Annotated in this window: 13 protein-coding genes; 11 read left to right on the top strand and 2 right to left on the bottom strand. The window is 40.1% G+C overall.

Features of this window, described 5'->3' with window-relative positions:
- The first annotated feature begins 152 nt into the window (after window positions 1-152).
- Both P5G61_RS21820 and P5G61_RS21815 read left to right on the top strand, forming a co-directional pair.
- Window positions 153-1,613, top strand: coding sequence for a type IV secretory system conjugative DNA transfer family protein (locus P5G61_RS21820; protein ID WP_024630878.1), 1,461 nt, complete (start codon window positions 153-155; stop codon window positions 1,611-1,613).
- A gap of 15 nt (window positions 1,614-1,628) precedes the next feature.
- Entirely contained in the window at window positions 1,629-3,350 is a 1,722-nt protein-coding gene (locus tag P5G61_RS21815; RefSeq protein WP_024630877.1) for a DEAD/DEAH box helicase, read from the top strand.
- A 64-nt stretch (window positions 3,351-3,414) separates the two neighbouring features.
- On the opposite strand, the gene P5G61_RS21810 is transcribed toward P5G61_RS21815, so the two are convergent.
- On the bottom strand, window positions 3,415-4,053 hold the full coding sequence (locus tag P5G61_RS21810) for a stalk domain-containing protein (protein ID WP_024630876.1): 639 nt from the start codon (window positions 4,051-4,053) through the stop codon (window positions 3,415-3,417).
- A gap of 147 nt (window positions 4,054-4,200) precedes the next feature.
- A complete protein-coding gene (locus tag P5G61_RS21805; RefSeq protein WP_024630875.1) occupies window positions 4,201-5,220 on the bottom strand; it encodes a hypothetical protein in 1,020 nt (339 codons plus the stop codon).
- A gap of 356 nt (window positions 5,221-5,576) precedes the next feature.
- On the opposite strand from P5G61_RS21805, the gene P5G61_RS21800 reads away from it, so the two are divergent.
- The 9 genes from P5G61_RS21800 to ssb all read left to right on the top strand — a co-directional run bounded on the left by P5G61_RS21800 (window position 5,577) and on the right by ssb (window position 12,477).
- Window positions 5,577-5,840 (top strand): hypothetical protein, encoded by a 264-nt coding sequence (locus P5G61_RS21800; RefSeq protein WP_236642196.1) that lies wholly within the window; start codon window positions 5,577-5,579, stop codon window positions 5,838-5,840.
- A 231-nt stretch (window positions 5,841-6,071) separates the two neighbouring features.
- The gene (locus tag P5G61_RS21795) at window positions 6,072-6,317 is read left to right on the top strand and encodes a hypothetical protein (protein WP_024630873.1); all 246 of its coding nucleotides are present in this window, start codon (window positions 6,072-6,074) and stop codon (window positions 6,315-6,317) included.
- Between the two features lie 4 nt (window positions 6,318-6,321).
- Window positions 6,322-7,335 carry an MFS transporter gene (locus tag P5G61_RS21790; protein WP_024630872.1) on the top strand — a complete coding sequence of 338 codons (1,014 nt, stop codon included), beginning with the start codon at window positions 6,322-6,324 and terminating at the stop codon, window positions 7,333-7,335.
- A 23-nt stretch (window positions 7,336-7,358) separates the two neighbouring features.
- Window positions 7,359-8,195, top strand: coding sequence for a S1 RNA-binding domain-containing protein (locus P5G61_RS21785; protein ID WP_024630871.1), 837 nt, complete (start codon window positions 7,359-7,361; stop codon window positions 8,193-8,195).
- A 95-nt stretch (window positions 8,196-8,290) separates the two neighbouring features.
- The gene (locus P5G61_RS21780; protein ID WP_024630870.1) at window positions 8,291-9,100 is read left to right on the top strand and encodes a hypothetical protein; all 810 of its coding nucleotides are present in this window, start codon (window positions 8,291-8,293) and stop codon (window positions 9,098-9,100) included.
- Window positions 9,101-9,255: 155 nt separating this feature from the next.
- On the top strand, window positions 9,256-10,569 hold the full coding sequence (locus tag P5G61_RS21775) for an RES domain-containing protein (RefSeq protein ID WP_024630869.1): 1,314 nt from the start codon (window positions 9,256-9,258) through the stop codon (window positions 10,567-10,569).
- 400 nt (window positions 10,570-10,969) lie between these two features.
- On the top strand, window positions 10,970-11,353 hold the full coding sequence (locus P5G61_RS21770; protein ID WP_024630868.1) for a hypothetical protein: 384 nt from the start codon (window positions 10,970-10,972) through the stop codon (window positions 11,351-11,353).
- Window positions 11,328-12,017 (top strand): CHC2 zinc finger domain-containing protein, encoded by a 690-nt coding sequence (locus P5G61_RS21765; protein WP_024630867.1) that lies wholly within the window; start codon window positions 11,328-11,330, stop codon window positions 12,015-12,017. The genes P5G61_RS21770 and P5G61_RS21765 overlap by 26 nt, the downstream gene beginning before the upstream one ends.
- Window positions 12,018-12,039: 22 nt before the next feature.
- On the top strand, window positions 12,040-12,477 hold the full coding sequence (gene ssb, locus P5G61_RS21760) for a single-stranded DNA-binding protein (protein WP_024630866.1): 438 nt from the start codon (window positions 12,040-12,042) through the stop codon (window positions 12,475-12,477).
- Window positions 12,478-12,548: the final 71 nt, after the last annotated feature.

The following is a 12,548-nucleotide window of genomic DNA, read 5'->3' as shown; positions in this document are numbered from 1 at the left end:
TTGTCACCGCCACTGGTTATAGGTTAGAATTTGTACAAAGACATATCCTTAACCAAACTACCCCAAGTAAGGCGTTTGGAGAGACACAGGGCATCCCCTGGTTTCTTCAGACGCCTTTTTTGTTCTTCAATAAACGAAGGAGGCAGGTCCAAATGAGCTCAGCTGCAGCATCTACAAATAACCGCGGTACCGCAAGTCTGATGGATTACAGAACCTTACGACCGATTATGGGGAAAGGTGGGTTTATCCTCGGTCAAAATGTTCGAATGTCACAGAAACTATCCTATGAACACCTAGCCTTAGTAGGACCTACCGGTTCAGGTAAGTCGAGTACTTTTTTTATTCCTAACCTTTTAGATTTAGATGAAGGAGTATCTGCAGTTGTCACCGACCCCAAGGGAGAACTGTACTGGAAGACCGGTCCGGAATTGCGTCGCCGTGGTTTCGAAACGATACGTTTATCACCATTTGAAAATCATTTCCCAGGATACAATCCGCTTGCTGTTGCAAAGGATTATGCGGAAATCAAAGAAATAGCCCAACTCATATTGATGAATGGGGGTCTGGCCTTCGAAATACAAGGGAAGGGGGGAGGGGACTCAACATGGCTTAATATGTCATTACCGCTTTTAGTTTCAGCTTTCCTCTATGTTAAATATCGTAATCCGGAATGCCCTCGAATCGGGGAAGCCATGGACATCATTCTCTTCATGGATATGGAAGAGATGGACGTTCTATTTGCCAAGTATAAATTATGCCGGCGTGAATATGCACTCTTTAAACAAGCAGCGGGTTCTGAAAAGATTTTAGCGAGTATCAAAGTGACTATTGCTACGAATATGCAGCTATTTATGGATGATCGAGTAGTCCATTTTGCTGAACGAAATGATATCCAACCACGGCATTTAAGGTATGGAATGAATGGTGACCAAAAGAAGCCTGTGGTTCTTTTTGTATCTGTTCCAGAGACCAAATCGCTTTATGCTGCCCCACTTATGGCTGTACTGTACCAACAGCTCCTCCAAAGGCTCCAGGACATCACCGATGGCTTCCCAGTTCTGTTCTTTTTGGACGAGTTTGCAAACTTGGGAATTATTCCGATCATTGACACGGTCGCAGCAACAGCACGCTCGAGACGTATGGGTCTGGCCCTGGGTATTCAAGGGGTGGAACAGCTAAGACAAAAGTATGGAGAGGATAAGGCAGCCAACCTTTTAAACAACTTGAAGACCAAAGTATTTTTAAGCGGTCTTTCCCAAGTATCCAGTGAGTATGCTTCTTGGTTCTGTGGAACAGCTACTATACCTATTGAGAGCGTATCGTCTAGCGTTTTTGGTTTGGTTCCGGATAAAAAGACGGTTTCTACGGCCGAAAGGCAGGCAGTCACATCAGATGAGGTCAGACGCCTCAATCCGCAAAAGGCCCTTATTATATCTGACTATCTTGATGCGGCCACAGTCGATAAGATCTTCTACTTTGAAGAAGAAGATTATCTTAAGAGAGTAAGAGGTGGGGATCCGAACTTTGCTGAGGAATTTGACTCACTCCGAGCATTATATGGAGTTACAGAGATTGAGGATTTTGAGGCTGATCCATTTCAGCTAAATGAATAAAAGGGGTTGGTTTCTTTGGAAATCGCTTTAAGAGATTATCAAATAGAGGCTCAAAAGACCTTTTTCAACAAACTGATACTGGGTGTAAAAAGGCAGCTCATTGTTTTGCCAACAGGCGCAGGTAAAACGATCGTTGCAGCCTCCATCTCTAAGCTGTTCAGGGACCGATACAATAACGGCTTGCCGATCGTCTTTATCGCCCACCGTCATGAACTGCTCAAACAGACTGCAGAAAAAATGAAATTGGTCTGGGGTGACGTTAAAGTCGGCAAAGTCAAAGGGGTGGATAATGAACAAGAAGCTGACGTAATCGTTGCATCCACCCAAACCCTTATCCGAGGGAGACAAATGGTAAAGCCAGGCCTGGTCATTTATGATGAAGCTCATCACAGTGTATCTAAAGGATCCATGAAAGTATTGGAGAGTTTAGGTTGTTTTGAGGCAGACGGTCCCCCCCTGTTAGGCATCACAGCTACCCCTAATCGTTTGGATCGACAAGCATTGGGTCAAGTCTACGAAGAAATCGTGTTGGAAAAATCCATACTGGATCTCATCCTTGCACGTTACCTTTGTGATGTCCGAGGAAAAAAAATCGTCATTGATGAATTAGATCTTCAGTCTGTTGAAACGATGGCTGGAGATTATAATGAGAAGCAGCTTGGAGAACAGATGGGTAAAGAGAGCGTCATTGACACGATCGTGCAAGCTTATCTGGAGCACGGTGAATCTCGTAAAACCATTGTTTTTGCTGTTAACGTTAAGCAGGCCTACGATATAGCAGAAGGTCTTGCCAAGTATGATGTTAGGGCTAAAGCAATAGATGGATCTTTGCCAGAGGAGGCCAGGTCTAAAATACTCCAGGAATTTTCAACCGGTGTTATTCAAGTGCTGGTCAATTGCATGATCCTTACAGAAGGTTTCGATGAACCAAGTGTCAGTTGTATCCTCATGGCCCGTCCAACGAAGAGCGAAAGTCTTTACATTCAGTGCATTGGTCGTGGTACCCGTCTATATCCGGATAAAATGGATTGTTTGGTTTTAGATGTGGTAGGTGTCACTGAAGATCACTCCCTGATGACATTGAGCAATCTTTTCCCTCCTGGACGATTGGACTTGGAGGAAGAAGAGGAAGAGGAACTTGACCTATTCCTTGGTGTTGTCATGGAAGAAGGAGAATCCGTTGTCGAATTTCACGAGAGGTTAAAACAAATAGCATTCGAGTATGGCAAAAAAATGCGCGAAATAAACCTTTTCTCCACCAAAACGATCTACCTTTGGAATTCATTTTCGGATCGAGCGTACTATATCAGTATCGGAAACCAACAGTATTGTTACCTGATTAAAGAGGAAGAGCACTGGTGGATCATCTTCGAAAATCAAAACAAGCAGTTATATCCTTTACATCACGAGCCATTATCCCTGGAGTACGCTCAAGGAATTGCGGAGAATTTCCTTAGCAATATAAAGACAAAAATAATATTGAAAGAGGCAAGGTGGCGTAATCTAGCGATGAGTCCTGCTCAACGAGACCAACTCGAAAGAAATCGAATTGATTATGATCAAGGATGGACCAAGGGCCAAGCATCTGATGCTTTAAATGACATTTACGGCCGTAGGGTTGCTGCAAAGGTCATCCATCGATTTAACGGCGATTTGTATCGTTCGATCATGAGCAATTCGTATCTAAAAGAGAAAATAAATGAAGAACTATTATGTATCCAATCAGGATTGCATTAATATTACCAGAAGTTTACTTTACACATGCTAACAAAAAAAGCCGGGAATACCCGGCTTTCTCCAATCATTCTCCAAAACTGGTTCCAGGGAACAAAGTATAGCGATCAAAATATTGCGTTGATTTAGGTACAACCATAACTGATTTAATTTTATCTGTTCCCTCAAAGGTAAACTTCCATTTCTCAACTTTCACATTGTAATCATCTTCTGCAGTGACTCGTTGAACTATTCGTACAGTGATGCTTGTATCGTTACGATCTACAGGCTGCATATCAACAATACTTGCCATGTTATAGGTTCCAGAAGGAAAGCTTTCATTGTAGATATCTGTTTTGAATCCAGGTGCATTTAAGGCAAGCACATCTTCTTTCCGTCGATCATCATATGCCATGATCCAATTAAAAGCTAAGTCACGTTGATTCACATAAGTCACACTACCAGTTTCGGATTTAAATTGTGGGTCAGAATTCACATGTACTGTTTTGTTTTTATTGTCCCACTGAATATCTACTCCAAGTCCCTCCGAAATGGTACGAAGCGGAACATATACTGAACCATCTATCAGTTTTGGAGCTGTACTGCCGCTTTTAATGTCATTACCATGAATAAAGACCTTAGGAACTACGGATGCTGCATACGCGCCTGCGCTGAATACGGATGTGAGCAACACCCCTGCGAGTCCAATTTTAACAATACGTTTCATATAATCTTCGCCTCCAAAGAAAGATATAATCTAAACGCTGTGAGTTATCAAAAAGTTTCAATTCATCTAAATAATAGGGGAAAATGGTATGAAAAGCAAAAAAGCGACCCCTAAAATTAGGAATCGCTTGTATTATTGGTAAAACAATTAAGCCTTTTTAGCAAAGAATGCGATCGGTGTCGAGCTACCCCCACCTGCAGTCACTTGAACAGGTACAGTGATCGATTGTCCATTGGACAGAGAGAAGGCTCCGATTTTCACTACTTCCGTTGGTCTGGTTTTGGAAACGCCGTTCACAGCATTACTGCCTACTTTGACAGCGCCTGCAAATAGCCCGCCACGTGGATTGAGATAAAGGTTTACAGTCTGCGTAGCTCCAGAATTATTTTTAATTGTTAAGTTTGTTTTGTAGATACCGCCATAAGCAGCACTATTCGGTAGTGTACCTGGGAACACAGAAGGTTGGTCAAGAACAGAAACACTATTAGATGTACCGCTGCTATCTAGAGTAAGTGTCGCATTACTACCTTGGACATCAGCATAGTTCCAAGTTCCTCGTGGGTGTGTTTTTACGGAGCTTACAACAGCCCCTTGGTGTGTATTTAGAACAGCGGAAGTACTATTACCTGCAACAGTACGAATTTTAGCTGACATGGCAGATGCGCTGGAAAGGGTAAACTCCATTACTAGACCCCGAACTTGCCCAGCTGCGAGTGTGAACTCTTTAACAGTCCGTACCGAATTACCTGGTACGCTTACTGTTGTACTGTCTGCAGTTAACGTTTGACCCAAAAGTGCTTTGGAGAGACAAAGACCAGCATTAGTCAAAATATCTCCATTGTTAGATGTAACCGTGGTTTCGTATTTAATTGAGCCTACTGTGATGGGATTTGTTCCACCATTCCCAACGGTCAACCCGTATTTAATTGTTTGCGCAGTGTCATTATGGTGCCACATAAATACCCGGTAACGAACAGAAGTCGAACTTGGCACAGAATCCTGCCATAGAGTAATGATCGGTGTGGTAAAAGTGCTAGGAGCCAAAGGTTCAGGATTATCGCAAACGTAAAGACGTTGACCTGAGATAGCAGTAAAGCCACTAGAAAGAACAGGTGATGGAATAGGAGACATGGTGATAGGTGTTAGGTTAGTTTGAGAGCATGACATGATTAATTTCCTCCTTAGGGAACGATTATTGTGTAATGTTTTACTGTAGTAACCTAAATCAATAGGCAACTTAGAGTAGAAGAAATGGGGGAATCAATCGTCAAGTGCTTTTCCCTAACATCTGACGGCTGCCGTTTTCTCCCTCACTTATAAGGAGAATTGAGGCATCATTATACAACCTTAGAAGAAAGTTTTTGTTGTGAGTAAACAAGTGAATAACTTTTACGTTATATATTAAAATAAGGGTAGAAAGTATATGAGGTGATTACATGTTTAATCCAAAGATCTTCTTCTATTAGTTATGCTTAGGTCATGGCTTCAAAAGCCAAATCTAACCCGGCATAACGGGGATGAAGATGTTTACATGGGAAGAGATATATCTTGGGGAAAAGGTGCTCCAGCAAAGTCTGGAAAATCGTAATAAACTCAAAGATCCCAGAAGAGAGAAGGTCAAAGATTTCCGTAAGGGAATTAAAAGTGTTCATTATAACAAAGAAAGTAAAGCTGATAGAAAGCATGATTACCAACAATATAGAACAAAAATGAAACGACTCATGCGTAGCGAGCAATACGAGCTCTTACATAATTATAAACGCACGAGTGGTTGGCTTACTTGGTAACTCCTTAAACTAACAGGTATTGAGGATAGATTTATACTACAGATAGGGTTAAGTGTGAGTGGTATATCAAGTTTAATTTGATTGTTGATGTAAATCATGATAAACTAGTGAAGTATTAATTGAATACACTTTAACTAACACTACCGTAGATGCGGCGTGCTAGAGTCTTCTTACTATGTGGACTCTCAGTACGCCGCATTTTTTATTTCTATTGAAAGGAGTGATTTGGCATTGAATACCCAAACGAACGCAGCAAATGCAGTCCAGTTTGCTATAAATTGTGTAAGTGACCATTCGTTGGTTGAAAGAATCCATCAACTATCCCCACATAAGAGGGAACAGCTCACTACAATCTTATCTCATGAAATCGAAAAAGCTTGTTCTGTCTATGTACCATTGTTAGCATATTCTGACGCTACAGGATCAGAGATTGTTGTTAACTTCGTCGATGGTGCTATTGAAGGAGGTACAAATTAATGTCGTGAAAATCCTTTTAAAATACGTACCCATCGCTTTACGGCTTTACATACCATCTTTGTTCTTCTTTTCAATAATCGGATTAATGGCTTTATTTCTTGGATTATATCCATTGGGGTTTGGTATCCCGTTCTTCATATGGATCCTTGGCTTAACAGGACATATTGTCGTATACAAGTGCGTTAAAAAAGTTAATTACCTGTCACTTTATGGTTGCATCCTTTCGTTTGACTGGATGATCGGAAGCATAATCAACCGGATGATGAGTAACTTTTCTGGCAATACGATGCCTGTGTTAACTAATGTATTCTGCCTGATATGTCTAATTGGCATGCTGATCCTATCTTTTATTTACGTCAAATCTGTGAAGAGTCTGAAAATCCCCATCAACCGCATATACACCTGGGAAGATTTCGAATTTGATTTTAAAAAGAGACTCGAAAAAGACGAGAAGCAATGGAAGATAATATCACAAAATCTATCTGATAAGTTTACTGCACTTTCTGTTCTTAAAACTAAACTGATCCTTTCTCGCAAGGAAGAAAAACCTTCTCCAACCGAAGAGGTTCTTCAAACAGAACTGACTCTGGAAACTCCCATTCTTGCGAGAGATACATTGGATAATAACAACATCTTGGTAGAAAAGAATGAATTCTTTGATACTAATGGCCAAGATGACGAATTTACAACAGTTGAAGAAGATTCAGAATTCAAAATTATTGACTATCAAGCAGACAAAGAGCCAAAAGTGGAACCGATACAGACCCAGCAGGAAAAGGTGAAGCCAGCGATCAGTGAAAAAGAAATCTCAGGATTTTATGCAGAAGCTCCTCTGCCAGAGCCACCTCCTGATCGACGCCTGAACAAATCCCATCCGGAAAGGATCAAATCAGAATCCAGGACGGATGCTCAACAAGAATCCCAAAAGGATATACAAGAGAAGACATCAGATCAGTCAACGGTTATTGAAGAAGAAATACCCGATACCACGAATAGTTTTTGGAAATTTAAAGAATAACCCATTTCAAGGAGGAGATAGTAATGAGTAATATTGTCCAAAATGATGTCCTGTTGAAGGTTGTAAACGAAAATGAGGAGCAGCTGCAAAGTCAAATTGAGCAAGAAGCCTGGGAATTGGTCTATCAAGCCCGTCAGAACCGAAGTATTATGCAAGCTGAACTGGATGGTGTTGAAACTCACGCTGGCAAGGTATGCGGTATTGTATTCGTAGGTCATATCAAAGGAATTATCCCTATCGACGAAACTGAGTTTGAAAATGGGGCACAATTGAGAGATGCCGTCGGTACAACAATCTATTATAAAGTTCTTCAACTTGACCGTAACTCAGCAATTTTTGGCGCATCAAGCAAACAGGCTATTGACCATCTTCAAGGACTGACTTGGGATCGGCTACGAGAGAATATGATCATTGAAGCTAAAATTACTCGAGTCAATAATCGCTCTTTGCATCTGGATGTTGGTGCCATCAAAACATACCTTCAAGCGGACGAGGTATCCTATGAGTGGATCGACAACATGCATGATCGTTATAAAACTGGGGAGAGCATTCGGGTTAAGGTCATCGGATTGGAGAAGGAAAGTAAGACGCTGAAAGTAAGCAGCAAACAGCTTTACAAAAACCCTTGGCCAGAATGCGCTACCCGATACACGGAGGGCAATATCTACAAGGGCCGCGTTTCGGGCGTTGTTGAGTACGGTGTGTTCGTCAACTTATCAGAAGGGGTAGACATCCTGTGCCGGCAGCCGAAACCGAAGGTAGGTAAAGTTAAAAAGGGAGATACCGTGCGTGTTCGAGTGCAACGAATTGATGTTACGAAAAGTGAAATGGGTGGCAGTATCCAAAGTAAAGTGATTTAACTCTGATTGATTTGCCATTTAACGCCTTTACGATTAAAACCAAACGAAGGGGAGGCCAACATGGTCTCCCCTTTAAAACAGGGAGGACATTCATCATGAGTTCGGATCTTTCGCCATTTCATATAGGCAACAAGTATTTTATAAGTTGGGGACGGCAGCCCTCTGATACGATCAAACTAAAGCCCTCAACATTGAATACCGCACAACGACTGGTGGTAGAGAAGATGGGGTTCCTCTACTTTGCAACCAGGGTACAATTAGCGAAAATATTGAACCCTGGGAACATCAGACGAGGAAAAAAGAACGTTTCTTTCCTGTTGGATAAAGGATACCTGGTTGAGCACACGATGACAGGAAAAGAGAATAATAAATTGTTACCAATCTATAGCTTATCTAATCCGGCTCGTAAGTTACTTGGATATCCGAAGTTTCAAAAGGCTCTAACGGTAGAGGTTCTAAGTAAATTAATGGTTTCCCAGTTTTATTCACGTTTTTACGAAGTAGATCCAGCTACCCAGATGGATGCTTCACATGTTCCATTTGATGCCCTTTGCACAGTCCGAGGCATGCAATTTCAGATTGCTACCTTAAGAGACAAGGGCCAGCGTGAGAAGGTTCTGAATCAGATTCGGTTCGGGGATAATAAGGAAAAGGTTCTTATTGTCGCAAGTCAGTTAACTGAAGCAAACGCATTTCTAGATATTAAGGAAACTCATTTATTTAGAATAACAACGGACCATAATCTTCTGAAAGAAGATCTCTCTGTTAGCTTCTCTTATGTTGAAAACGGGGAGTTAAAATCTGAGCTTATCCCTCCATTTAAAAGTCGTCCAAAACTGATTCAGGAACCAATACAACCTGTTTCCAATCCAGCAGCCGAACGTTTGTTAAGCACGCTCAATTAACCTCTCAGTCCCTCTCGGTTTAATTGTACAACCGAATAACCTACGTAAAGCATCCTTTTCTTGTTTAAGAGAATGGATGCTTTTTTTGAGAATGCTAGGCTAGTTTCCCGATCAAGGATTATACTAATGTTACATTAATTGTTTGGGGGATTAGATTGCAAGAAGATTACACACATTTAGTCAATGAAATTGAAGAAAAAATGAAGAGCAAACATTATTGTGAGGATGAGATTAGCAAAATCGCCTTTAGCTTATACGGTAAGCTAATACCTCGTCCAGAATTCTCCCTTCATAATCGAGAGATTGGTGTTATGGAACAGTTCAAATCGAGGCAACATGTGAAAAATCTTCTAGATTGGGCTAAAGTATTCTCACCATTAGTTCAATTCCTGAGAAATGATTTAAATCTACCTTTAAGCAGAGAGAAATCACAGGTAGATTTTATACGTTTTATGAAAGACAAGCTTGATTTTTTTTGCACAAGTATAAAACAGAGTTCGTGTTATTCAATAATCTTAAATGAACAGGAAATAGACACAATACAAAAAATTTGTGACGACTTAAAATCGGCCTTAGATAGCTATTACGAAGGATTACCAGGTTCATCCTATAAGGCACTTGACGATTGTATGCAGAAACTTGCAGGTTTGAATATTACTCCTCTTCTTAAAGGGTACGGTAATCAAGACACATTATATTTCAAAATGAGAATTGGAAATTCAAATAACCAGTACAGTAGGAATCAAATGTTTCACATACCTTTTGAACATAGGGGGTGGGTAAAAACAAATAGATACAGTATCCCTGGCTTACCCTGCCTATATCTAGGATCAACTCCACTTACCTGTTGGGAAGAACTGGGGCGACCAGACTTAATTCGTACGCACACTTCCCTCTTCTTACCGACTGAAAATTTAAGAAGCTTTGATATATCTATTCCTCCGGCGGTAATTGCAGACTCTCTCGAGGAATTTCTTAAACTGGATTGCTCAGACTCAACAACTAAAAGCTACAAGGATATGATTCGAACCTATATTCTTCATTATCCATTAATATTATGCTGTTCGGTTCGTGTTTTGAATCCTGAAGACAGTTTTAAACCTGAATATATAATTCCTCAATTACTTTTACAGTGGATTCAACAATCTGAAGAATATGATGGAGTTGCCTACTTTTCAACTAAAATTCAAAACTATACGAAGAACAATTTCATGCTATATCGGAACTTTGCATTTCCAGTCCAAAGTATAAATGCTACCGGTTATTGTGATAAACTTGATAAGAAGTTTAATCAAATCACAAACGCAGTCCCTTGGGAAATATTCCAATTACACAAAGGATCGAAAGAGACAGCACCTGGACAAAGGAAAAGCGAATTAGAACTAGCACCGAATATTAAAACTCGTTACGGAGAAACTGATTTTGGGAGATTAGAGACTTTCCTAGTTCATATGCTAAATCCAAGATAAGATGACGTAACAAGATGAAATACATTATTTCACTTGATACAGCAACAATATCTCAGTATAATTAACGTATATTTAATTTCCTGGTACCAATACTATTTCACATCATTATGAACGTCTATAAGACGATGATAATACTATAGTGAAATTAATGGATCGATATACAAATTGTATATCAAGAGTCATTGGTAAAATTGCGGATTCATTTATGAAAGGGCAATATTATGTGGAAGGATCAGTTAAGAGTTTACTTTTCCTATCTTAATTACTTGGTTTCATCATGCTTTCGATAATTTAATTTTATATACATAATCACTTTAGGTGATCTTCCAAAAAGTCTACATCCCAAACGGATGTGGGCTTTTTTTACTTTATAAATAAAAAAATTAAGGAGGAATTTCCTGTGAGGAGTGAAAAACCAAAAAAACTTGATCAAGTACACGCTGTATTTACACAACAAAATCAGAACGAGACAAACCCGCTCACTATTTTTGTAGCATTATCTTCTTCAAAAGGGGAAGGTAACTATCTCGTTGCAGCTACTTACATAAAGGGTCAGATTGTCATTGCACATGAATGTCCCGCAATCCAACTTAAACGATCGTGCTGGCATACAGAGGTGGTTTTGTATATCTTCCAGACTATCTTTAGTCATCAGCCAGAGATTGCATCAGCTAGAACTGTTTTCATGTCTAAAAAGATAACGATGAAAAGGGACTGGGTTCAGATCCCGCATTCTTACATCCAAGGGGTGAATCAAAATGAGCACCGCAAGTTACTTGCCTGATATTGTGGACTATGCTGTATCGGCCGGTCTGCAAGTAAGATCCAATACACTTAATAAAGAGCAAACTGAATTTTGTTGTCCTTGGTGCGGTGATAGCTTGTCCAAAGGCAAATATAAACTCTCATTAAACCGCTTAAAAGGTGTGTACAAATGCTTCACTTGCGCAGAAAACGGGGGGATTCTTGATTTTATCCAAAAAGTAGAGAACCGACCTCGAGAAGAGATCCTAAATGACCTTCGTCAGAAAAACGGGGTTAATTTAGCGAAGCTCCAGAAGCGGAGAAATAAAAAGCATCCCGCTGAGTTATTAAGTGCTACTCAGCTTAAATTAATCGGTTTTTTAGATAATAGAACCCCTCAAAAGAAAGTTCGTGACAAGAACTATATAAAAAAAATCCATGATTGGATCTGGGCTGAATGGCTTCAATATCTCGACTCCAAAAAAAGAGATGCATTGGTCCATTTAATTTTGTGCATTGAGAATAACCAGTTTCAGCAAGGTATTGAATACCTGGAGAACCTATCTAAAGAACTGGACTACAATTTGGTGGATGAAGTATTGGAGGCTTATGGCTCTGGTAATCAATCACCTACCTGGGCTGAAGGAGTAAACAATATTTCTCGAGGCCTTATAGATGTATATCAATCAGCATTAAGACAATGATAAGAGAAGAGGCTAGTGACCTATGTTGAACCGTGTAATCCTGACGGGTAGATTAACTAAAGACCCGGATTTGAGGTATACGCCGGCGGGAGTAGCTGTAACGAGTTTTACGCTTGCCGTAGACCGTCCATATAAGAATCAAGGTGAACAAGAGACAGATTTCATTCCGATTATAGTATGGAGACAACTCGCTGAGACCGTAGCAAACTACTGTAGAAAAGGTAGATTAGTAGCGGTTGAAGGTAGATTACAGGTCAGAAACTACGAAAATAATGAAGGAAAACGGGTCTACGTTACAGAGGTTATTGCTGATAATGTTCGTTTTCTTGAATCAAACCGAAGCAATAATAACCATCAGACTAATCGTCAAACTGAATCTAATTCACGCTCAAATTATGATAATTCACAGTATGGGAATCCAGAGCCAATCGATATCTCTGACGATGATCTGCCATTCTAATTCAGGTTCATTGATTCTCTGAATCATACTTGTGAATGAATTTACCAAAATATCAAAAGGGAAATCCTTCT

The sequence above is a fragment of the Paenibacillus vandeheii genome (assembly GCF_030433635.1).
In the GTDB taxonomy this organism is placed as follows: domain Bacteria; phylum Bacillota; class Bacilli; order Paenibacillales; family Paenibacillaceae; genus Paenibacillus; species Paenibacillus vandeheii.
This window is presented reverse-complemented; position numbering and strand designations above follow the sequence as displayed.

Excerpts from the sequence above, each read along its gene's own strand:
- P5G61_RS21800 (WP_236642196.1), top strand. The coding sequence starts at position 5,577 with ATGTTTACATGGGAAGAGATATATCTTGGGGAAAAGGTGCTCCAGCAA.
- P5G61_RS21780 (WP_024630870.1), top strand. The coding sequence starts at position 8,291 with ATGAGTTCGGATCTTTCGCCATTTCATATAGGCAACAAGTATTTTATA.
- P5G61_RS21765 (WP_024630867.1), top strand. The coding sequence starts at position 11,328 with ATGAGCACCGCAAGTTACTTGCCTGATATTGTGGACTATGCTGTATCG.
- P5G61_RS21810 (WP_024630876.1), bottom strand. The coding sequence starts at position 4,053 with ATGAAACGTATTGTTAAAATTGGACTCGCAGGGGTGTTGCTCACATCC.
- ssb (WP_024630866.1), top strand. The coding sequence starts at position 12,040 with ATGTTGAACCGTGTAATCCTGACGGGTAGATTAACTAAAGACCCGGAT.
- P5G61_RS21785 (WP_024630871.1), top strand. The coding sequence starts at position 7,359 with ATGAGTAATATTGTCCAAAATGATGTCCTGTTGAAGGTTGTAAACGAA.
- P5G61_RS21805 (WP_024630875.1), bottom strand. The coding sequence starts at position 5,220 with ATGTCATGCTCTCAAACTAACCTAACACCTATCACCATGTCTCCTATT.
- P5G61_RS21820 (WP_024630878.1), top strand. The coding sequence starts at position 153 with ATGAGCTCAGCTGCAGCATCTACAAATAACCGCGGTACCGCAAGTCTG.